The organism is Flindersiella endophytica, assembly GCF_054779015.1.
The window spans coordinates 157,776-176,667 of record NZ_BAAGYY010000028.1 but is presented as its reverse complement, the minus strand read 5'-3'; the positions used below and the strand labels follow the sequence as shown (position 1 = coordinate 176,667).

The 18,892-nt window shown below is 69.4% G+C and carries 21 protein-coding genes; 9 read left to right on the top strand and 12 right to left on the bottom strand.

What is annotated here, in order from left to right; translation table 11 throughout:
- Positions 1-2: 2 nt before the first annotated feature.
- On the bottom strand, positions 3-1,268 hold the full coding sequence (locus ACYVF6_RS34615; RefSeq protein ID WP_460527539.1) for an MFS transporter: 1,266 nt from the start codon (positions 1,266-1,268) through the stop codon (positions 3-5).
- A 108-nt stretch (positions 1,269-1,376) separates the two neighbouring features.
- On the opposite strand from ACYVF6_RS34615, the gene ACYVF6_RS34610 reads away from it, so the two are divergent.
- Complete coding sequence (locus ACYVF6_RS34610) at positions 1,377-1,904, top strand: hypothetical protein (RefSeq protein WP_460527537.1); 528 nt, start codon at positions 1,377-1,379, stop codon at positions 1,902-1,904.
- Here the strand turns inward: ACYVF6_RS34610 and ACYVF6_RS34605 are convergent.
- The 3 genes from ACYVF6_RS34605 to ACYVF6_RS34595 all read right to left on the bottom strand — a co-directional run bounded on the left by ACYVF6_RS34605 (position 1,901) and on the right by ACYVF6_RS34595 (position 4,340).
- Positions 1,901-2,515, bottom strand: coding sequence for an FMN reductase (locus tag ACYVF6_RS34605; protein ID WP_460527535.1), 615 nt, complete (start codon positions 2,513-2,515; stop codon positions 1,901-1,903). The two genes, ACYVF6_RS34610 and ACYVF6_RS34605, sit on opposite strands and share 4 nt — an antisense overlap.
- Positions 2,516-2,526: 11 nt before the next feature.
- Entirely contained in the window at positions 2,527-3,660 is a 1,134-nt protein-coding gene (locus tag ACYVF6_RS34600; RefSeq protein ID WP_460527533.1) for an LLM class flavin-dependent oxidoreductase, read from the bottom strand.
- A 71-nt stretch (positions 3,661-3,731) separates the two neighbouring features.
- On the bottom strand, positions 3,732-4,340 hold the full coding sequence (locus ACYVF6_RS34595; RefSeq protein ID WP_460527531.1) for a class I SAM-dependent methyltransferase: 609 nt from the start codon (positions 4,338-4,340) through the stop codon (positions 3,732-3,734).
- 91 nt (positions 4,341-4,431) lie between these two features.
- Here ACYVF6_RS34595 and ACYVF6_RS34590 point away from each other — a divergent pair, with 91 nt between their 5' ends.
- From ACYVF6_RS34590 to ACYVF6_RS34580, 3 genes are read left to right on the top strand one after another with little or no spacing between them, the layout of a single operon-like run.
- Entirely contained in the window at positions 4,432-4,902 is a 471-nt protein-coding gene (locus ACYVF6_RS34590; RefSeq protein WP_460527529.1) for a MarR family winged helix-turn-helix transcriptional regulator, read from the top strand.
- Entirely contained in the window at positions 4,899-5,774 is an 876-nt protein-coding gene (locus tag ACYVF6_RS34585; protein WP_460527526.1) for a TrmH family RNA methyltransferase, read from the top strand. The genes ACYVF6_RS34590 and ACYVF6_RS34585 overlap by 4 nt, the downstream gene beginning before the upstream one ends.
- A gap of 33 nt (positions 5,775-5,807) precedes the next feature.
- Positions 5,808-6,785 carry a GGDEF domain-containing protein gene (locus ACYVF6_RS34580; RefSeq protein ID WP_460527524.1) on the top strand — a complete coding sequence of 326 codons (978 nt, stop codon included), beginning with the start codon at positions 5,808-5,810 and terminating at the stop codon, positions 6,783-6,785.
- Between the two features lie 84 nt (positions 6,786-6,869).
- Here ACYVF6_RS34580 and hemE read toward each other — a convergent pair whose 3' ends face one another.
- Positions 6,870-7,940 carry a uroporphyrinogen decarboxylase gene (gene hemE / locus ACYVF6_RS34575; RefSeq protein ID WP_460527963.1) on the bottom strand — a complete coding sequence of 357 codons (1,071 nt, stop codon included), beginning with the start codon at positions 7,938-7,940 and terminating at the stop codon, positions 6,870-6,872.
- Between the two features lie 300 nt (positions 7,941-8,240).
- Between hemE and ACYVF6_RS34570 the strand changes: the two genes are divergently transcribed.
- Both ACYVF6_RS34570 and ACYVF6_RS34565 read left to right on the top strand, forming a co-directional pair.
- On the top strand, positions 8,241-8,837 hold the full coding sequence (locus tag ACYVF6_RS34570; protein WP_460527522.1) for a DUF3000 domain-containing protein: 597 nt from the start codon (positions 8,241-8,243) through the stop codon (positions 8,835-8,837).
- On the top strand, positions 8,834-10,105 hold the full coding sequence (locus ACYVF6_RS34565) for a ribonuclease D (RefSeq protein ID WP_460527520.1): 1,272 nt from the start codon (positions 8,834-8,836) through the stop codon (positions 10,103-10,105). The genes ACYVF6_RS34570 and ACYVF6_RS34565 overlap by 4 nt, the downstream gene beginning before the upstream one ends.
- Positions 10,106-10,197: 92 nt before the next feature.
- Here the strand turns inward: ACYVF6_RS34565 and ACYVF6_RS34560 are convergent, their stop codons facing one another.
- Positions 10,198-11,139: a DUF4349 domain-containing protein gene (locus tag ACYVF6_RS34560; RefSeq protein WP_460527518.1), complete on the bottom strand. Its 942-nt coding sequence runs from the start codon at positions 11,137-11,139 to the stop codon at positions 10,198-10,200.
- 122 nt (positions 11,140-11,261) lie between these two features.
- On the opposite strand from ACYVF6_RS34560, the gene hemG reads away from it, so the two are divergent.
- From hemG to ACYVF6_RS34545, 3 genes are read left to right on the top strand one after another with little or no spacing between them, the layout of a single operon-like run.
- Complete coding sequence (gene hemG, locus ACYVF6_RS34555; RefSeq protein WP_460527516.1) at positions 11,262-12,698, top strand: protoporphyrinogen oxidase; 1,437 nt, start codon at positions 11,262-11,264, stop codon at positions 12,696-12,698.
- The gene (hemQ, locus tag ACYVF6_RS34550; protein WP_460527514.1) at positions 12,664-13,368 is read left to right on the top strand and encodes a hydrogen peroxide-dependent heme synthase; all 705 of its coding nucleotides are present in this window, start codon (positions 12,664-12,666) and stop codon (positions 13,366-13,368) included. Before hemG ends, hemQ begins: the two co-directional genes overlap by 35 nt.
- Complete coding sequence (locus ACYVF6_RS34545) at positions 13,365-13,766, top strand: hypothetical protein (RefSeq protein ID WP_460527512.1); 402 nt, start codon at positions 13,365-13,367, stop codon at positions 13,764-13,766. Before hemQ ends, ACYVF6_RS34545 begins: the two co-directional genes overlap by 4 nt.
- A gap of 6 nt (positions 13,767-13,772) precedes the next feature.
- Here ACYVF6_RS34545 and msrB read toward each other — a convergent pair whose 3' ends face one another.
- The 6 genes from msrB to ACYVF6_RS34515 all read right to left on the bottom strand — a co-directional run bounded on the left by msrB (position 13,773) and on the right by ACYVF6_RS34515 (position 18,747).
- A complete protein-coding gene (gene msrB / locus ACYVF6_RS34540) occupies positions 13,773-14,222 on the bottom strand; it encodes a peptide-methionine (R)-S-oxide reductase (protein WP_460527510.1) in 450 nt (149 codons plus the stop codon).
- Positions 14,223-14,256: 34 nt separating this feature from the next.
- Positions 14,257-14,514, bottom strand: a complete 258-nt coding sequence (locus ACYVF6_RS34535; RefSeq protein ID WP_460527508.1) for a hypothetical protein — start codon at positions 14,512-14,514, stop codon at positions 14,257-14,259.
- Positions 14,515-14,517: 3 nt separating this feature from the next.
- Positions 14,518-15,570 (bottom strand): hypothetical protein, encoded by a 1,053-nt coding sequence (locus tag ACYVF6_RS34530; protein WP_460527506.1) that lies wholly within the window; start codon positions 15,568-15,570, stop codon positions 14,518-14,520.
- 64 nt (positions 15,571-15,634) lie between these two features.
- Positions 15,635-15,979: a hypothetical protein gene (locus tag ACYVF6_RS34525; RefSeq protein ID WP_460527504.1), complete on the bottom strand. Its 345-nt coding sequence runs from the start codon at positions 15,977-15,979 to the stop codon at positions 15,635-15,637.
- Between the two features lie 6 nt (positions 15,980-15,985).
- Positions 15,986-16,807: a YbaB/EbfC family nucleoid-associated protein gene (locus ACYVF6_RS34520; protein WP_460527502.1), complete on the bottom strand. Its 822-nt coding sequence runs from the start codon at positions 16,805-16,807 to the stop codon at positions 15,986-15,988.
- Positions 16,808-16,872: 65 nt separating this feature from the next.
- On the bottom strand, positions 16,873-18,747 hold the full coding sequence (locus ACYVF6_RS34515; RefSeq protein WP_460527500.1) for an endonuclease/exonuclease/phosphatase family protein: 1,875 nt from the start codon (positions 18,745-18,747) through the stop codon (positions 16,873-16,875).
- Positions 18,748-18,892 lie beyond the last annotated feature (145 nt).

The window sequence follows — 18,892 nt, the reverse complement described above, 5'->3', positions numbered from 1 at the left end:
AACTACCCAACCGCGGCGGTCTGCGGGGCGACGACGGCTCGGCGGGGCAGCCGGCGTTCCACCCAGAGCATGCAGCCCGCCGCGATGGCGCTCAGGACGCCGAGCAGGAGCCAGGGGGCGGTCGGGTGGAGCTCGAAGGTCTGGGCGAAGTACGCCGGCGCGATCACGTTCGCGATCGCGAACGACAGCTGGAAGACCGAGAGGTACCGGCCGCGGGCGGCCGGCGGGCTGGCTTCGGCGGCGAGTGCGCTCGACGTAGGTCCGTGCAGGAGCTCGGCGCCGCAGTACGCCAGCATGATGACGAACAGGAACGCGATCACGACCCACCCGGACGGCAGGACGAACGTCACCGCCATCAGCCCGCCCCACGCGGCCCACAGCAACGCCGCGATGACGATCACCCGGCTGCGGCGGACCTTGCGGACGAGATGGATCACCGCCGTCTGAACCACTGCGAGCAACGTGATGTTGACGGCGGACAGCGCGCCGACGACCCAGCCGGGCGCGTGCAGCCCGGAGTCGACGTACACCGGCAGGCCGGTTCCGAGCATCGTGACACAGATGGCGGCGACGGTGTTGAGCACGGTGTAGGTCATGAACGGCAGGTCGCGAAGCGGCGAGACCGCCGGTGCGGCAGGCGTCTCGGCCGTAGTGGGTTGCTCGTGGTGCTCGCGGTTCGGCACCCGGACGGCGACCAGCGCGGCAGCCGTCAGGCACGTCACGGCGTTCGCTCCGACGACGAACTGGTACACCGCTGTCCCGCCGGTCGCGAGCAGTCCGGCCGCGACCAGGCTGCCGAACCCGAGTCCGATGTTGCGCGAGGCCGACCCGAGGGCGTACCACCGGTCGCGTTCGGCGGTCGGCGCGAGATCGGCGACGAGCGTGAAGACCGACGACCAGTACAGCCGCATGCCGATCATCGCGCACAACGCGAAGACGAACAGCGGGATCGCGCTGCGGACGAAGAGATAACCGCCGAACGCGACTCCCTGCATCGCGGTGCCGACGACCACGACCAGCTTGGAGCCGTACCGGTCGACGAGCCGCCCGATGACGAGCGGCAACGGCAGCGTGAGCAGGCCCGCCACCGACAGGCACCAGCCGACGGTGCCGAGCGGAATGCCGGCGATCTTGGTGAAGTACAGCAACGAGACCGGGATGTAGAGCCCGACGCCGATCGAGTCGACCACCATCGCCGCGAAGAACGAGCGGGCGCCCGGCTGCCCGCGCAAGGAGGGCAGGCCGAAGCGCCCGGGCGAGTTAGGCATCGAAGCAACGTAACCCGCGCTCGTCGCCGATCGCAATGTGGTTTGGCGACCGCGTTCCGCCGGGTCCGGTTTCGTCGTACCTTTACCGCAGACAACGGGGGAGGTGCCATGAGTCTGAAGGCAAGAGCTGCGCTGATCATCGCTGCGGTGTGCCTCGCGCTCGCCGGCGGGATCCTCACCTGGCAGCCGTGGGCCGGCGCGTTCTCCGGTCTCTGCGGCGCCACGTCGGGCCTCAGAGCCGTTCAGCCCGGCACAGTCGTGGCGTTCTGGCTGCCGCTCGACGACCGAGACCTGCGTGTCGGCGACACCATCACGCTTCGGTCGGCCGACCTGAAGCTCGAGAGCGGTACGGGCCGCTTCGTCGGGGTCCGGGTGCGACCACAACGGCCGGGACTGGAGTGGGCGATGACGCGCTGGCCCGATCCTGAGTCCGACCTCTCCGAGCAGACGACGAAGCCGCTCGCGGGCTACCGCCTGCGACGTGGCGAGGTGACGTCGGTCTACTTCCTGGTCGAGCAGACCGGCCCCGGCACCGTGCGGTGGAAGAATCCGAGCATCACGTATCACCAGGGCTGGCGGATCTACACCGCATCCTCAGCCGACTGCCACTTCGAGACCGACTCGAGGCCGATCTAGTCCACCCGGAGCGCAGCCAGCTGCTGCTCGAACGGAATGACCTCATCGGCGGCGGCGCCGGCTTGGGTGGGGGCTGCCGGGCGGCCGGCCATCAGCTCGGCCAGCTCACCGGCGCCGCGCGCGATGCGTTCGGCGAGGTCGCCGGTCGCGTCCTGGCCGGCGCCCCAGTCCTCCGGAGCCGCGTAGACGGCCGTCGGTACGACGAACGCGCGCAGGTAGGAGAACAGCGGCCGCATGGCGTGCTCCAGCGCCAGCGAGTGCCGTGCCGTCCCGCCGGTCGCGGCGATCAGTACCGGCTTGCCGCGCAGCACGCCGTCCTCCAACACGTCGAAGAACGACTTGAACAGCCCGCTGTACGAAGCCGCGAAGATCGGTGTGACCGCCACCAGCCCGTCCGCCGACTCGACCGTCGCGAGCGCGGCTCGCAGGGCAGGGCTGGGGAATCCGGTCACGAGGTTGTTGGCCAGATCGCCGGCGAGCTCGCGCAGCTCGATCACCGTGACCTCGAGGTCGCCCTCGACGTGCTGCCGGACGGCCTGGGCCAGCCGATCGGCCAGCAGCCTGGTCGACGACGGCTGGCTCAGGCCGGCGGAGACAACGGCAAGCCGCATTCGTAACGCTCCTAACTAACCGTCTCGACCGGCTCGACTGCCTCAGCCGCCTCAGCCGCCTCGGCCGCCTCGGCCGCGAGCTTCGCCCGCAGCGAGGCGTGCGTCGGCGCGTCCGGCACGTCGGCCGGCCGGTCTTTGGCGAACTCCGCCCGCAGCACTGGCAGCACCTCGTCGCCGAGGATGTCCATCTGCTCCAGCACCTTCGACAGCGGCAGTCCGGCGTGGTCCATCAGGAACAGCTGACGCTGGTAGTCGCCGAAGTATTCCCGTGATTTCAGCGTCTTCTCGATGATCTGCTGCGGGCTGCCCACGGCCAACGGCGTCTGCTCCATGAAGTCCTCCAGCGACGGGCCGTGCCCGTAGACCGGAGCGTTGTCGAAGTACGGCCGGAACTCGGCGATCGCGTCCTGGGAGTTCTTCCGCATGAACAGCTGCCCGCCGAGCCCGACGATCGCCTGCTCGGGCGTGCCGTGGCCGTAGTGCGCGAACCGCTCCCGGTACAGGCTGATCAGCCGCTGGAAGTGCTCCTTCGGCCAGAAGATGTGGTTGGCGAAGAAGCCGTCGCCGTAGTAGGCGGCCTGCTCGGCGATCTCAGGGCTGCGGATCGAGCCGTGCCAGACGAACGGTGGGACGCCGGAAAGTGGCCGCGGCGTGGAGGTGAAGCCCTGCAGCGGCGTACGGAAGCGGCCCTTCCAGTCCACGACGTCCTCGCGCCAGAGCTGGTGCAGCAGCGCGTAGTTCTCGATCGCGAGCGGGATGCCGTTGCGGATGTCCTGGCCGAACCACGGATAGACCGGGCCGGTGTTGCCGCGCCCGAGCATCAGGTCGACGCGTCCGTCGGACAGGTGCTGCAGCATCGCGAAGTCCTCGGCGATCTTCACCGGGTCGCTCGTGGTGATCAGCGTCGTGGCGGTCGACAGGATGAGCCGTTCGGTGCGCGCCGCGACGTAGCCGAGCATCGTCGTCGGTGACGACGGCACGAACGGCGGGTTGTGGTGCTCGCCGGTCGCAAAGACGTCCAGGCCGATCTCCTCGGCCTTCAGCGCCAGCGCCACCATCGCCTTGATCCGCTCGTACTCCGACGGCGCGGTGCCGTTGGTGGGGTCGGGCGTGACATCTCCGACCGTGAAGATCCCGAACTGCATTGGGGCTCGCTTCCCGAGAGAACGATTGAAGATTCAACTCTATAAGCGGTGTTGCGAGCCGAATCATTCCCTCAGTGCCCCGCCTCGGCCGCGGTGCCCACCGTACGCACCCGGAGCAGCTGCATCAGGCGGATCGGCAGCCATCCGAAGCGGAGCAGCGTGCGGTCGATCTCGGCGCCGGGGAACGCCTCGGCGGACGCGGTGAGGAATGGCTCGGGATCCACGCCGCGGACGTCGTAGATCCGGATCTCGCCGCCCGGGCGCAGGACACGGGCCAGTTCGGGCACGATCGGCTCGACCCGTTCCCAGTGGTGCATGCTCGCGTTGGAGATCACCAGGTCGAACGAGTCGTCGGCGTACGGCAGGTCGGCCAGGTCGGCGCGGGTGAAGCTCATCCGGCCGGCGAGGCCGGCGCGCTCGGCGGCCGCCTCGGCCTCGGTGATCATGCCCTGGGCCAGGTCGACGCCGTGGAGGTCGAGGTCGGTCCGCTTTCCGGCGATCAGTCGCAGGATCCGGCCGGGACCGCAGCCCGCGTCGAGCACCGCCGCTCCGTGAGCGGGCTCGGCCTTCAGCACGTCGTTGCTCACCATCTTGTAGAGGCTGCCGAACAGGGCGCCCGCGTGCTTGTCGTAGCTGTGGCCGTCCTCGAACGAGCTCTGGTGCTTGTGGTTGTGCAGCATGCGCGAACTCCGGGATCTGTGTGGAATAGTTGACGGTAGCAACCGTCCTTACGTTGAGAGATGATAGGCGCAACAGTTGTCAAGCGCAACTATGAACGGCGATGACCACGGCCGGCTGGAAGGCCTGCTGAACCACGTGGTCCGGATGATCGGGCTGCAGCACACCTGGACGATCGGGCAGATCACGATCTCGCTGTCGGAGTGCACGGTCGTGATGGAGCTGCTGACCGCCGGCGAGCTGTCACAGCAGGACCTCGCGGCGCGGCTGCGTGTCGACAAGAGCCGGATCAGCCGGATCGCGGCACAGCTGGAGGCGAGGGGCTGGCTGGTTCGGGAACGAGACCCGGACAACCGCAGGCTCTACCGCGTCCGCCTGACGGAGGACGGCGAACATGCCGGCCGGCACCTGCACGAGTCGATGCACCAGCGGCACGCGGACCTCCTGGGCGCGCTGTCTCCGAAGGAGCGGGACGCGTTGCGGGTTGGGCTGTCCGGGCTGATCCGGGTGGCCCACGAGCACGGGCACGGTGCTGCGTTCGGGCTCGGGATCGGAGGCCGGTGATGGGCGTCGTCCATCTCGACACCGGCGACGACCCGCGGCTGTCGGACTACCTGGACCTGCGCGACGTCGAGCTGCGGAAGAGCCTGGAGGCCGAGCACGGGCTGTTCATCGCCGAGGGCGAGAAGGTGATCCGGCGCGCGGTGGCGGCGGGGCACACCGTCCGGTCGTTCCTGCTGAGCGAGCGCTGGCTGGCAGACCTGTCCGACGTCGTGTCGGAGTCGGGGGCGCCGTGCTACGTGCTGCCGGCGGCGCAGATCGAGCGGCTGACGGGGTTCCACGTACACCGGGGTGCGCTGGCGTCGCTGGCCAGGCGGCCACTGCCGTCGGTGGGTGAGGTCGTCGCCGGCGCGCGGAACATCGTCGTGCTCGAGGACATCGTGGACCACACCAACGTCGGCGCGATCTTCCGGAGCGCGGCCGCGTTCGGAGTGGACGCGGCAGTGCTGGCGCCGCGCTGCGCCGACCCGCTCTACCGGCGTTCGATCAAGGTCTCGATGGGCTCGGTGTTCACGCTGCCGTACGCGCGGATGATCAACTGGTACGACGGGCTGGCCGAGATCCGGGCGGCTGGGATGCGGGTGCTGGCGCTCACGCCCGCGCCGGACGCCGTCTCGCTGGAGGCGGCACTGGCGCCTCACGACGGCGAGCGGCGGGCGCTGGTCTTCGGCACGGAGGGTGACGGCCTGTCGAGCCGCTGGCTGGACCAGGCCGACGTGAAGGTACGGATTCCGATCGACGCGGCCATCGACTCGCTGAATGTCGCGGCCGCGGCCGCGGTCGCGTGCTACGTTCTCGCGGGAAGTCGATCTTCACCGACTGCGACGCCGCTGGAACCTAGGGCACTCGATGATCGTCGACTGAGTCACCCGTAGAGTCCACGTGGAGGGTCCGGGCCGGGAGGACACGTGTACGCAAGCGATCCAGGCGGGGCGGAGCTGAGTTTGGCCGCCCTACGCCGTCTGGACGAGATTCTCTCCTCTGTCGCGGTCGGCGGGAAGCCGGAGCCCGCGGTCGAGGAGGTGGTCAGCGCGCTCGTCGATCTGCTGGGTTTCAAGTCGGCGCGTTGCCATCTGGCGACCGACGAGGAGGCCGAGCAGGTCTGGGAGCGCCTGCTGTCGGCGGCGGTGCCCGTCAGCCGGGCCGACGGAGCACCGAGCACGCTGCGACTGGCCAGCGATCCCGTCCAGCTGCTGGCCCCGATGCGCTCGGCCGGCCCGCAGCGCCTGGTCGGCGTCTTCGTGGTCGAAGTCGCCGACGACGACCTGGCCGCCGCGACGGGCGCCGGTGAGGGCGCGGTTTCCGGTGCCGGCGCGCTTCGGCTGGAGCTGCTGGAGACACTCACGCGGCAGGTGGGCTACGCGCTGGCGTCGGCGCACGAGGTCACCCACGATCCGCTGACCGGCTTACTGAACTGGACCGGCGTCCACCGTCGACTCGAGGAACTGGTCGCCGAACCCCGCGATCCGGCCCGGCCGGGCGTGGTGATGTTCTGCGACCTCACGGGCTACAAGAAGTTCAACGACCGCTTCGGCCACCTCGTAGGCGACGACGTGCTGGCGCTGGTCGGCGGCCGCATCGCCGAAAGCGTCCGCGACTCCGACTCGGTGGGCCGCTATGGAGGCGACGAGTTCGTCCTCGTCCTGCCCGACCTCGGCCATCGCCAGGCGGACGACACAGCCGCCCGCGTCATGAACGCCGTCCACGAACCGATCGTGATCAAGGGCGAGTCCCTGAGCGTCGGCGCGAGCTTGGGCGTCGTCGTGGTCGACGCCCAAGCTTCTGCCCGCGAGGTCCTCGACCGCGCCGACAAAGCGATGTACCTCGCCAAACGCAGCGACGGGGGAGACCGCTACGTCGTCCAGCCCCTGTCCGAACCCAGCTAGCTCGTGTGGATCGAGCGACCTAGCCTCAGTGCCCTTCGGCCCGAGACCGGCACGGCGGAGTGACCGCCGATCCGAAACCCGGGCCTAGAGGGTCGGCGACTCGGTGTGGACCAGGTCGACGAGGCGGGCCAGCACGTCGGGGTCGGTTTGGGGCATGACGCCGTGGCCGAGGTTGAAGATGTGGCCCGGCGCCGAACGGCCCTCCGCGATCACCGCGCGGGCCTTCTCCGCCAGTACCTTCCACGGGGCGAGCACCAGCGACGGGTCGAGGTTGCCTTGCACCGGGCGGCCACCGGTACGCCGGACGGCCTCCGACAGCGGCACCCGCCAGTCGACGCCCACGACGTCGGCGCCTACGTCGGCCATTGGCCGGAGCAGTTCGCCCGTACCGACGCCGAAGTGGATGCGCGGCACGTTGAGCTCGCCGATGCTCGACAGGATCGCGCGGCTGTGCGGCGCGACGAACGTCTCGTAGTCGGCCGGCGAGAGCGCGCCCGCCCACGAGTCGAACAGCTGGACCGCCGACGCGCCGGCCTCGACCTGCACGCGCAGGAACGCCGATGCGATGTCGGCCAGCCGGCCGGCCAGCGCGTGCCAGAGCTTCGGCTGGTTGAACATCAGAGCCTTGGTCTTCACGTGGTCACGGCTCGGCCCACCTTCGACGAGGTAGGACGCCATCGTGAACGGACCGCCGGCGAAGCCGATCAGCGGCGTGCCCTCGAGCATCTTGACCAGCTGGTCAACCGACTCCGAGACGTACGGCACGTCGCTGGGTTCGAGCGGCCGCAGCTGGGCCAGATCGGACTCCTCGCTCACCGGCTCGGCGACGACCGGGCCGACGCCCGGCACGATGTCGAGGTTCACTCCGATGGCCTTCAGCGGAACCATGATGTCGGAGTAGAAGATCGCCGCGTCGACGCCGTAACGCCGGACGGGCTGCAGCGTGATCTCGACGACGAGCTCCGGGCGCGTACAGGAGTCGAGCATCGGCACGCCGTCGCGGAGCTTGCGGTATTCGGGCAGCGACCGACCGGCCTGCCGCATGAACCACACGGGGATGTGCGGCACGGGCTTGCCGAGACAGGCCGCCAGGAACGCCGACTCGCTGACGCGCGAAGGCTCGTCGTCGGAGGTGCTGAGGGGTTCGTGGGACACTGCGACCGGCTCCGGGGACACACGGGCCTCGGCGTCGGCACCGGCCGGCTGTTCGCCGGAAGTCTCGGGCTCGTCGGTCGCTAAGTCGATCTCGCGTTCATCGTTCACGGTAGACACCGCATGGCAGCCTAGTCTCCTCCTCGGACAGCACTCCGTGCGGGTTTCCCATGTACTCCTGACTGGATGTCCGTTTCATCCATCTATGTGCGGTTTGCATGTGAGATTTCTTTGGCTATTTCGGGAACTTGTCGGCGCGTCGCACTTCTGCGGTGGGGGGTACTCCGACGTAGGCTCACCAGCGTGGCCGCACGCAGGGAATCCGACACGTTGCCAGACGAGTTCCGTCAGGCTGTGCAGGACCTGGGCTCGGCCTCGATGCGCCCAGAGGTTCAGGTCGAGCAGGTGCCGGCGCCGCAACGTGTCGCGCCCTACTCCGCCGCCCTGTCCGCCGAGGTCGTGGTCGACGACATGGAGCTCGCGACCGGGCGCCTGGTCCTCCTGCACGACCCCGACGGGCACGAGGCCTGGCAGGGAACGTACCGCTGTGTCGCGTACGTTCGAGCCGACATGGACCCCGAAATGGCGGCCGACCCGCTGCTGGCCACAGTTGCCTGGTCCTGGCTGATCGAGTCGCTCGAGAGCAACGGCGCTGATTACCTCGCGCCCAGCGGCACGGTCACCCGGGTCGCCAACGAGAGCTTCGGAGGCATGGCCGACGAACCGCCGCGGGCGGAGATCGAGTTGCGCGCCTCCTGGACGCCGGTCGGCACCGCCGCCGGACCCTCCATCGCCACGCACGCCGCCGCCTGGGGGCGACTGCTGTGCACCGCCGCCGGACTGCCACCGACGCCAGCCGGCGTGGTCGCGATCCCGAGCCGGCGGGGGTCGGCGCGGTGACCGAGAGAGTCGAACAGCCCGAATCCGTCCGCGAACAGCCAGAGTCTCCTTCAGCTTCGGCTTCCAACGTCACGCCGCTGCTGACGCCGCAGGACGGGCTGCCGCCGGTCGTGGAGTCGGCGGAGGCGCTCGGCCGGATGATCGACGCGTTCGCCGGCGGCACCGGACCGGTCGCGGTCGATGCCGAGCGCGCCTCCGGCTACCGCTACAGCGGCCGCGCCTACCTCGTTCAGCTGCGCCGGGCCGGCTCCGGCAGCGCGCTGGTCGACCCGATCGCCTGCCCCGACCTGAGCAAGCTCGACGAAGTGCTGGCGTCCACCGAGTGGGTGCTGCACGCAGCCACGCAGGACCTGCCGTGCCTGGCCGAGCTCGGCCTGCGACCGCGCGCGCTGTTCGACACCGAGCTCGCCGGGCGGCTGCTCTCGTTGCCAAAAGTCGGCCTCGGCGCGATGGTCGAGGACGTCCTCGGCTACCGCCTGGAGAAGGGGCACGCGGCCGCCGACTGGTCGACCCGGCCCCTGCCCGAGCCGTGGCTGATCTACGCCGCACTCGACGTCGAACTGTTGGTCGAGCTGCGTGACGTGCTGCATCAGAAGCTGGTCGAGGCCGGCAAGCTCGACTGGGCGCTGGAGGAGTTCGCGGCGCTGATCGACCAGCCGGCCAGGCCACCCCGGCCCGACCCGTGGCGGCGTACGTCCGGCATCCACCGCGTACGTTCACGACGTGAGCTGGCCTTCGTTCGCGAGCTCTGGAACGCCCGCGACAAGCTGGCCCGCCGCCGCGACATCGCACCCGGCCGCGTCCTGCCCGACCAGGCGATCATCGCGGCCGCGCTCGATCGGCCGCCGACGCGGCGCCGGCTGGAATCGCTTCCACAGTTCGCGACCAGAGGCTCCCAGCGCAACCTGTCGGTGTGGTGGGGTGCGGTGCAGCGCGCCGCCGGCCTGACCGACTCAGCGTTGCCCGAGCCGTCGGTGCCGTACGACGGTCCGCCGCCGGCCCGCTCCTGGGCCGACAAGGATCCGCAGGCAGCGGCACGGTTGACGGTGTGCCGGAACGCGCTCAACGACATCGCCGAAGAACACCTGCTGCCGGTGGAGAACCTGCTGGCGCCCGACACCCTGCGGCGGGTGATCTGGGAACTGCCCGATGAGCTGACGCCGGAACGCATCGCATCGGAGCTGCGCGGCCGCGGCGCCCGGGAATGGCAGATCACACTGGTGGCCGGGCCACTCACCGAAGCCCTCGCGGCCCAACCCGACCACTAGGCTCCGCGGCCGACCGACCGCTGAACCACCCGAGCACCAGGCAGGCCGGGCGCTTGCACAAGCCCGGCCCGCCTGGTCCGTGGTCGTTCCGGCTAGCCGGTCTCGGCGGGTGAGGCTGCCGGCGGGGTGCTGGTGCCTCGGCGGCGGTGGCGAATCAGCAGCCAGGCCGGCAGCACGCCGATGATCGCGATGCCGACGAGGAACGGCAGGAGGGCGCCGAGCACGGTCAGCGTCACGTCAACCGTTGCCACGAGGGCGTGCCATCCCGACTTCAGTCCCGGCAGGAAGCCGGTCTTGTCCTCGGCGGCCGCGGCCGGCGCGGGCTTGGCCGGAGGCTTCTCGAAGTTGAGCGTCAGCGTCGACAACGCAGCCTGCGCCGACAGCGTCGCCTGCTGGCTCTGCAGCGACTCCAGGTCCGCTTCCCTGGTCGTCAGCTCCGACTCCACCTGGATCACGTCGCCGACGGTGTTGGCCTGGGACATCAACGTACGAAGGCGTTCGATGCTCTTCTTCTGGCTGGCGATCCGGCTCTCGACGTCGGTCAGGTCCTTGGTGACGTCGGTCGCCTTGTGGGAGTTGCTGGTGACCGTGCCGAGCTTCTTCACCTCGGCCACGATGTGGTTGTAGTCGCCGACCGGCACTCGCAGCACGACCTGGATGCCCACGGTCTGGCCCTTGTCGTTGGACGTCGTCTGGATGTCGCCGACGTAGCCGTCTCCGCCGCCGACCAGCGCGGAGGCCTTGTCGGCCGCGAGCTGCACGTCCTTGGCGCGGATCGTCATCGTGCCGGTACGGATGATCGAACGTTCGGTGATCGTGACGCGGGCCCGGTTCTTCGACGCGTCCGGGCCCTGCTGCTTCTCCGCCCCGGCGTCGGAGTCCTGCTGCTGCGGCTGCGCCTGTTTCGGGGCGGCGGCCTCGTTCGAGTCGAGGCCGGCACTGGACCGTTCAGCGGCGGAGCAGCCGGTGCCCAGCGCGGCTGCCAGCGCGACGCCCAGCAGGGCTGCGGCCAAACGGGATCTGGACGTACGCATGACGTCACCTCAGGGTCGTGTTGTCGCGAGCGGATACAGCCTCGACGCTTGCCTTGCGCACAGGGTTGCTGTCCGCCCGATCCCGTTGCCGAATCCAGATCCGATCGTGACAAGGTACGAACATGGGTGAAGGCGCAAACGTCGTTGTCGTCGGTGGTGGAGTGAGCGGCCTCGCGACCGCCTGGTTCCTGCGGCAGCAGGCGCCCGAGCTCGACGTCACGGTCCTGGAAGGCTCCGATCGGCTCGGCGGCAAGCTGCGCACGGTCGAGCTGGACGGCCTCGACGTCGACACCGGCGCCGAGGCGATGCTCAACCGCCGGCCGGAGGCGGTCCAGCTGGCCCGCGACCTCGGTCTGGCGGATCGGCTGCGCTTTCCCGTGACCACGACCGCCGGCCTGTGGACTCGCGGCCGGGTACGCCCGATCCCGGGTGGCACGCTGATGGGCATCCCCGGCGACCTCGATGCCGTGGCCGAGACCGGCGTGGTCTCCGACGCCGGGCTGGCCCGGGCCGCCGAGGACCGCACGGCACCAGCCACGCCGTTTGACGGCGACATCGCGATCGGCACCTACGTCGCCGAACGGCTCGGCCAGGAAGTCGTCGACCAGCTGGTGGAGCCGCTGCTCGGCGGCGTCTACGCAGGTCACGCCACTGAGCTCTCGTTCCAGGCGACCGTGCCGCAGCTCGCCGCCCGCGTACACACGGAGCCCTCCCTGCTGCGCGCCGCCGAGCAGGCGAAGGCCGCGACGCCGGCCTCGGACGCACCGGTGTTCGCCGGCCTCGACGGCGGCGTCGGCTCGCTGATTCCGGCGCTCGAGGCAGCCTGCGGCGCGAAGATCCGCCGGAACGCGATGGTGCGCGAGCTCTCGCGTACCCCTGGCGGCTGGCGGCTGGTCGTGGGCCCCACTCGCGAGCCCGAGGTGATCGACGCCGACGCGGTGGTGCTGGCCTGCCCGGCCCGGCCCGCGGCCCGGCTGCTGGCCGGTGTCGCTCCGGTGGCGGCGGCCGAGCTGGACCGGATCGAGTACGCCAGCATGGCGACGATCGCGCTGGTCTTCGAGGCCTCCGCGCTGGCGGAGCCCTTGCAGGGCTCGGGATTCCTCGTGCCGCCGACCGAGAACCGGCTGATCAAGGCGGCGACGTACTCCTCCGCGAAGTGGGGCTGGCTGGGGGAGCAGGCCGGTGGCGGCCGGGTGGTGATCCGGACCTCGATCGGCCGGCACCGCGAGGAGGCCGACCTGCAGCGCGACGACGACGAGCTGCTCTCGTTCGCGGTGGCCGACCTCAACCTCGCGATCGGTGTGAAGGCGATGCCGGTGGCCTCGTACGTCCAGCGCTGGGGCGGCGGGCTGCCGCAGTACGCCGTCGGACACCGTGACCTGGTCGAACGCGTACGCGCCGAGGTCGCCCGCCGGCCGGGCCTCGCGCTGGCCGGTGCCGCGTACGACGGGCTCGGTATACCGGCCTGTATCGCGACCGCCAAGGCGGCCGCCACCGCGCTGGTGTCCAGCCGGCCCTGGAACAATGACGGACATGAGCGAGAAGCCGAAGGCACGTGATCTCAACCAGGTGATCCGCTACACGATGTGGTCGGTGTTCCAGCTACGAGAACCCCTCGGCGACATCGACCGGGCACCCGTGGCGGCCCAGGTGGAGCAGTTGTTCGGCCAGCTCGCCGCCAAGGACGTGGTCGTCCGCGGCACCTACGACGTCTCCGGCCTGCGCGCCGACGCCGACGTGATGATCTGGTGGCACGCCGAGAACTCCGACGACCTCCAGGAGGCCTACAACCAGTTCCGGCGCACGGAGTTCGGCGAGGTGCTGGAGCCGGTGTGGTCGCAGGCGGCACTGCACCGGCCGGCGGAGTTCAACAAGAGCCACGTTCCGGCGTTCCTGGCCGAGGAGGAGGCGCGGCCCTACGTCTGCGTCTACCCGTTCGTACGGTCGTACGAGTGGTACCTCCTGGCCGACGCCGAACGGCGCGCACTGCTGGCGGAGCACGGCAAGATGGCGCGCGAGTACCCCGACGTACGCGCCAACACGGTGTCGTCGTTCGCGCTCGGCGACTACGAGTGGATCCTGGCCTTCGAGGCCGACGAGCTCTACCGCATCGTCGACCTGATGCGGCACCTGCGTGGCTCGGAGACCCGCCGGCACGTCCGCGAAGAGGTCCCGTTCTTCACCGGTCGCCGCCGTCCGGTCTCCGAGATCGTCGGGATGCTGCCGTGAGCTGGCTGCGCAGAGTCTTCGGCGGCAAGGACGACCTGGCCGCGCCGCCGATCACGCTCGACATGGACGCGCGGCGCGAGCAGTTGCAGGCGCTGGAGGACGTGCTCGACAAGCTGGTCGAGCTGATGAAGGCCAACGAGGAACGAATGGCCAACCCGGGCTGGCGCGAGCGGATGGCGGAGTACCGCCGGATCTCGGGCGAGGCCTACACGTTGCGTCGTGGCACGTTCGATCGTGAGCTGTTGCTGGACCTGGCGTTCGAGATCCGCCCGGTCTTCACCGGCGACCTGCCAGACGACGTGAAGCCGGTGGAGCCGTTGCAGGAAGAAGCGATGCGAGCGGCCAAGGCCCTGCAGGAAGTGCTTCCTGGTGAACAGGCCCCGGCCGCCCAGAGCTAACTCGGCTCAGCTCTCGTTTCCCGTGTCGTTCCCCGTGTCGCTCTCCGTCGCGTTCCCCTCGGGCTCGAGGGTGAGCGAGACGGAGTTGATGCAGTAGCGCAGGTCGGTGGGGGTTCCGTACCCCTCGCCCGCGAACACGTGGCCGAGGTGGGAGTCGCAGGCCGCGCAGCGGACTTCGGTGCGGACCATGCCCAGCGAGCTGTCCTTGATCTCGCGGATCCGGTCGCCGGCCAACGGTGAGAAGAAGCTCGGCCAGCCGCAGTGGCTGTCGAACTTCGTGTCGCTGCGGAACAGTTCGGCTCCACAGGCCCGGCAACGGTAGACGCCGGTGGTCTTGGTGTCGACGTACTCACCCGACCACGGACGCTCGGTGCCGGCCTCCCGCAGGACTTGATACTCGGCCGGGGAGAGTTGCTCGCGCCACTCCGCCTCGCTCTTGCGGACTTGTTCAACCACGTTTACCTCCACCACGAACAACGCGCCGGGCGGCTCAGGCCTTCCCACGGCCCTGGCGGCCCTTGCGGCGCATCCGGCGCCGGAGCGAGACCCAGTTCCAGTACGCCAACGCCGCCACCAGGCCGCCGACCACCAGGACGAGCAGCGCCACCGCCACCTCGCCGTTGACCAGCATCACGGCCACGATGACCAGCGTTCCGAGCAGGCAGGCGACGCTGAACACCAGCGCCCCCCAGGCCATGAACGGGTCGAGCCGGTCGTTCACTCCGTCCAGCAGTCCTTTGCGCGGCATGGCTCAGTCACCACTGAGTTTCTTGTCGAGTTCCTCATCGGAGTAGTGGTGCTCGTCGGTCGCCCAGTCGACGCCTTGCTTGCCGGCCTGGACGGCGCCCGGCGCCCGGCTGATCCAGGTGTTGGGATTGGACGGGCTGAAGTAGGCCGACCTGTCGGTGGCGAAGTCCTTGATGACCTGCCCGGGGCCCTTGTAACCCGCCGCGAATCGGCCGCCGTCGCGGTTGCGGAACTTCGTGCCGGCCTTGTTCATCCCGCTCGCGCTGACCTTGCGGAGCAGCATCTTGAGCCGGGTGAGGATCATGTTGACCTTCTGGATGAACTTGGTGACCCTGCTGGTCGTCGCGGTCGCGCGGTAGGCGGTCGCCGTCCCGGCCGCGGCGGTCGAGCCGCCGAACGTGACCGGCGCCGAGGCCAGCGCCGGGATCCAGATCATGATCATCCACTCGACGAACTCCGCGATGAGCCCCAGCACGAAGTTGTAGGCGAGTTCCATGAGCATCTTGGAGATGTTCATGATCATCTGGATCAGCTTGACATCGTTGGCGATGCCGTCCACGCCGTCGGCGAAGTCGTTGAGCCTGGTCTTGGCCGCGTCACTCGCCTTGCCCTCCCAGACCAGCAGCCCGTTGTTGGAGGCGTCCCGGACCTCCTGGGCCAGTGGCGTGAGCGCGTTCTGCACGCGGGTCCACTTGGCTATCTCCTCGTCCATACGCTCGGGGTTGCCGGTGACGTACCCGATCGCGTCCTGCAGCGGCTGGATCCAGTCGATCAGGAAGCCGAGCCCCTGGCTGATCAGCCAGTTCAGCGGGTCGGCCGCGATGGACATGACGTTGTTGGCCATGCCGTAGACCTGCGTGCCGATGTTGACCGCCTCGGACCAGTTGGCGGCGGGGTCCTCGACGAGCTTCTCGCCGGACTTGTACGCCGAGACGCCCTGCCCGACGAACGGCACCTTGTCGATCTGGCTGCCGTCCAGCCGTCCTGTGCTGGTGTCCTTGCCGGCGTCCTTGTCGTTGGTGACCGAGGTGTCCTTCTCGGTCTCAGGTGTGGTCATCGTCTGCTCTCCGACTCCACGCTCGTATCGTCAACCGGCCGAGACACAACTCTGGGATAGAGCTTCAGTAGCCCGGCATACCGGTGTCGTTCAGTTTGTCCTGGATCTTCTGCATCGCGGCGGCCAGGCCGTCCTCGGTCGCCTTGTAGGCCTTCCCGGCGGAGTCGACCCGTTGCACGTTGTCCTCGAGTGCCTGGCCCATCATCTTGAGGTGCTCGAGGGCCTCCTCACCGGCCACCTTCCAGTAGATGGCCGCGGGGATCATGCCCACCAGGCCCCAGACCTTCATGTCCGGGGCGGTCGTGCTGGCCAGCTGCATGATCCCGGCGGCGTCGCCGTTGAGCTTGTCCAGCTTGCCCTTGAGCTTGTCGAGCTCCTCCTTGCTGAACTTCGCGCCCTCACCGCCCATGCTTGCTCACCACTTCCGCGTGTCGTCGTCTTCGTCGTCCGCCGGCTGGTAACGCTCGACCAGCTCGCGGACGTTGAACCGGGAGCCGGCGTAGTCCTGCGCCGGGCCGGCCATGGCCATCGCCAGCTGGGCGGTGGCTTGCTGGATCGTGGCCAGCACCATGGGGCCGACCTTGGTCGGGCCATGCCGCAGCATCTTGTCGTCGATCTCGATCCCGGTCACACCGGTGCCGGCGCGGACGGTCACCTCGATCGCGCCGTCCGGCGAGGTCGCCGTCGCCGACTGGCCGGCCATCCGTTGCTGGATCTCGGTGAACTCCGCGAGCTGCCGGTCGGCATCCTGCTGGAGCTGCGCAAGATGCTGGTGCGCGGCCAGGGCCTCGTCGGCGATTCCGGCGTTCTGGATGTAGTCACGCTCTTCAGCGCTGAGATCGGCCCAGGGATCGAGGTCTTCGTAGCCCTCGGCGAGCTCGTCGAGACCGGGTGGCTCGGCGATCGCACTCGCCGGCCCGGAAGACGACGGGTCGCCGAGCACCGCGGCCACCGCGTCGACAGCCGCCGGTCCGAGCTCGCGTGCCGACTCCATCAGGTCGCGGTTGAGCTGGGCTGTCGCCTCCCTGATCGTGGCGAGAATCAGCTCGCCCAGCTCGGCAGCGCCATGGTTGCGGGCCTGCTGGGCAAGCTCGATCGAAGCCACGACATTGCCGGGCGCCGCGGTGACCGTCACTGTGTGGTCGTCCGAGGTCACGGTCGCCTTCGCGTCGGACAGCAGCTCACTGAGCCGGTGTGCGTCGGCGGCTGAGCGTTCAGGGTTGGCGGTCCCGTTCACAATTCGTAGCGTATTCCACGAAGCGCCACAGATGCGGGACGCGGGCCACTGCCCTGTGGACAACGTCAGCCCACCCGGATCCGGACGACCTGCGGGTCGTGGTCACTGGCCTGATCCGCGAACTCGGCGTTCACGTGCACGCTGTCGTAGCTCGTCACCTGTGCATAAGTGGACGGACTTACCAGGATGTGGTCGAGTACCTGGGAGTTGCCCTGGAAGACGTAGGAGTAGCGCTCGGCCGCCGGCAGCGTGCGCGGGAGGTCGACCAGCGCGTCGCCGCCGGTGAGGATCTGCGACGTCTCGGAGAACTCGAAGTCGTTGATGTCGCCGAGCACGACCACGTTCGCCGTGGGCTGCGCCGCCTGGACGCTCTTCACGAAGTCGTTCAGCACCGTCGCCTGCGCGTGCCGCTGCGTCTCCGACGAGCGGTTCGGCGGCTGCCAGCGGCCGGTCAGCGGCTCGTCGCCGCCCTTGGAGTTCAGGTGGTTGGCCACCACGAAGTACGGCCGGCCGCGGAAGTCGAACTCGCCGGCCAGCGGCTTCCGGGAGTCCTGGAACGCCTCGTTGGCGGGGTCGACCCGGCCGGGGGAGAGCGTCAACTGCGCTTTGCCGGCTGTTCTTCGCACCTCGGTCGGGGTCGTGGCGTCGGCCTGGCCCCGGTCGGCGAACTTCACGCCCCGGTCGGTACGGAAGAGGAACGCCTGCCGGATGTTCCCGGTCGGCTCGCCACCGTCGGTGAGGTTCTCCGGCGACACCTGCCGCCACTCGTACGCCGGTCCGCCGGCCGCCTCGATCGCCGCGGTCAGCTGGTTCAGCGTCTTGTCGGCGTCGACGACACCGTCGGGCGTGCAGGTGTCGGACGGGCCGTCCGGGCACTCGGCGCCGGTGTTGTCCTGGATCTCCTCCAGCGCCACGACATCGGGCGAGCCGAGGTTGTCGACGATCGTCCGGGCGTGCCGGTCGAAGCTGCTCTGCGGGTCGGTCGGGTCGAGGTTCTCGACGTTGTACGACGCCACGGCGAGCTCGCCCGCACCCGGCTTGCCGGTCACCTCTGGCTTCAGCCCGCCACTTCTCACGGTCGGTACGGCCTTGGGATAGATCCGGAACGTGTTGAAGTCGTACGCCAGCGGCCCGGTCACCTCGCCGGCCAGTGTGTCGCCGACGTTGGCGGCCGGCATCAGCCGGTAGACGATCTCGTCGTCGACGGTCAGGCGCTGGGCGTTCGGCTTGGTGTAGGAGGCATAACGGACGCCGCCGCGGATGGTGCGCGGCAGGCCCTTGGTGCCGCCGGGCAGCACGGTCAGCTCGCCGAAGCTGTTGGTCGGCCCGACCACCTCGGCATCCTTGACGTCGACGAGCATGCCTTCGAGCGTCTCGTAGAAGTCGAGCGCGTCGTGGGCCGGATCGAACGTCGCCGTCTCGATGTCGGTACGGCTCTTCACACTGTCGACCTGCTGCGCGGGAGTCTGCCGCCCGCCGGGCCCGATGCGTACGGCCGCGGGCAACGGCGTGTCGCCGGCCTGCACGGTGAACGACGAGCGAACGATCTCGGTGACGTTGAGGTTCGGGCCGCTCGCGCTGCTCGGCCGGAACTCGTCGACTGTCCCGCTGACCTTGACGCTCTGCCCGACCTCCGGCTTGGCGCCGCTGCTGCCGGTATAGACGAAGATGCCGTCGGACGTTCTGTCGTCGCCGTCGCCCTTGGCGTCCTGCAGCCAGTAGCCGTCGAACTTGCGGGCGGTGACCACGCCGCTCGTGCTCACTTCGTCCGCGTCGTGCGGCGACAGGTGCGTGGGCCCCTGTATCTCCGGGATCGTGAGCTCGGCGGCCTCTGCTCCCCAGTACGTGCTGCCGGCGTAGGCGGTCATCGACACCCCGCCGATTCCGATCGTGCAGGCCGCTCCGAGGGAGAGCAGCAGGTAGCGACGGCGCAACGCCATGAGAGTGCCCCTCTGAATGCCCTGTATTGCCAGATTGCCAGTTTTGAGCTCTCCGGCTTTCCTAACACCTCGACGTGACCAGCGGTCGTCCTCAGAACGAACGCGGCAACTACCTGCCAGCGCCAGGCCCGGACAACGCGGAGCG

Excerpts from the sequence above, each read along its gene's own strand:
- ACYVF6_RS34515 (WP_460527500.1), bottom strand. The coding sequence starts at position 18,747 with ATGGCGTTGCGCCGTCGCTACCTGCTGCTCTCCCTCGGAGCGGCCTGC.
- ACYVF6_RS34600 (WP_460527533.1), bottom strand. The coding sequence starts at position 3,660 with ATGCAGTTCGGGATCTTCACGGTCGGAGATGTCACGCCCGACCCCACC.
- ACYVF6_RS34535 (WP_460527508.1), bottom strand. The coding sequence starts at position 14,514 with ATGCCGCGCAAAGGACTGCTGGACGGAGTGAACGACCGGCTCGACCCG.
- ACYVF6_RS34530 (WP_460527506.1), bottom strand. The coding sequence starts at position 15,570 with ATGACCACACCTGAGACCGAGAAGGACACCTCGGTCACCAACGACAAG.
- ACYVF6_RS34595 (WP_460527531.1), bottom strand. The coding sequence starts at position 4,340 with ATGCTGCACAACCACAAGCACCAGAGCTCGTTCGAGGACGGCCACAGC.
- ACYVF6_RS34525 (WP_460527504.1), bottom strand. The coding sequence starts at position 15,979 with ATGGGCGGTGAGGGCGCGAAGTTCAGCAAGGAGGAGCTCGACAAGCTC.
- hemQ (WP_460527514.1), top strand. The coding sequence starts at position 12,664 with ATGACGGACATGAGCGAGAAGCCGAAGGCACGTGATCTCAACCAGGTG.
- ACYVF6_RS34615 (WP_460527539.1), bottom strand. The coding sequence starts at position 1,268 with ATGCCTAACTCGCCCGGGCGCTTCGGCCTGCCCTCCTTGCGCGGGCAG.
- ACYVF6_RS34605 (WP_460527535.1), bottom strand. The coding sequence starts at position 2,515 with ATGCGGCTTGCCGTTGTCTCCGCCGGCCTGAGCCAGCCGTCGTCGACC.
- hemG (WP_460527516.1), top strand. The coding sequence starts at position 11,262 with ATGGGTGAAGGCGCAAACGTCGTTGTCGTCGGTGGTGGAGTGAGCGGC.
- ACYVF6_RS34610 (WP_460527537.1), top strand. The coding sequence starts at position 1,377 with ATGAGTCTGAAGGCAAGAGCTGCGCTGATCATCGCTGCGGTGTGCCTC.
- ACYVF6_RS34590 (WP_460527529.1), top strand. The coding sequence starts at position 4,432 with ATGAACGGCGATGACCACGGCCGGCTGGAAGGCCTGCTGAACCACGTG.
- ACYVF6_RS34560 (WP_460527518.1), bottom strand. The coding sequence starts at position 11,139 with ATGCGTACGTCCAGATCCCGTTTGGCCGCAGCCCTGCTGGGCGTCGCG.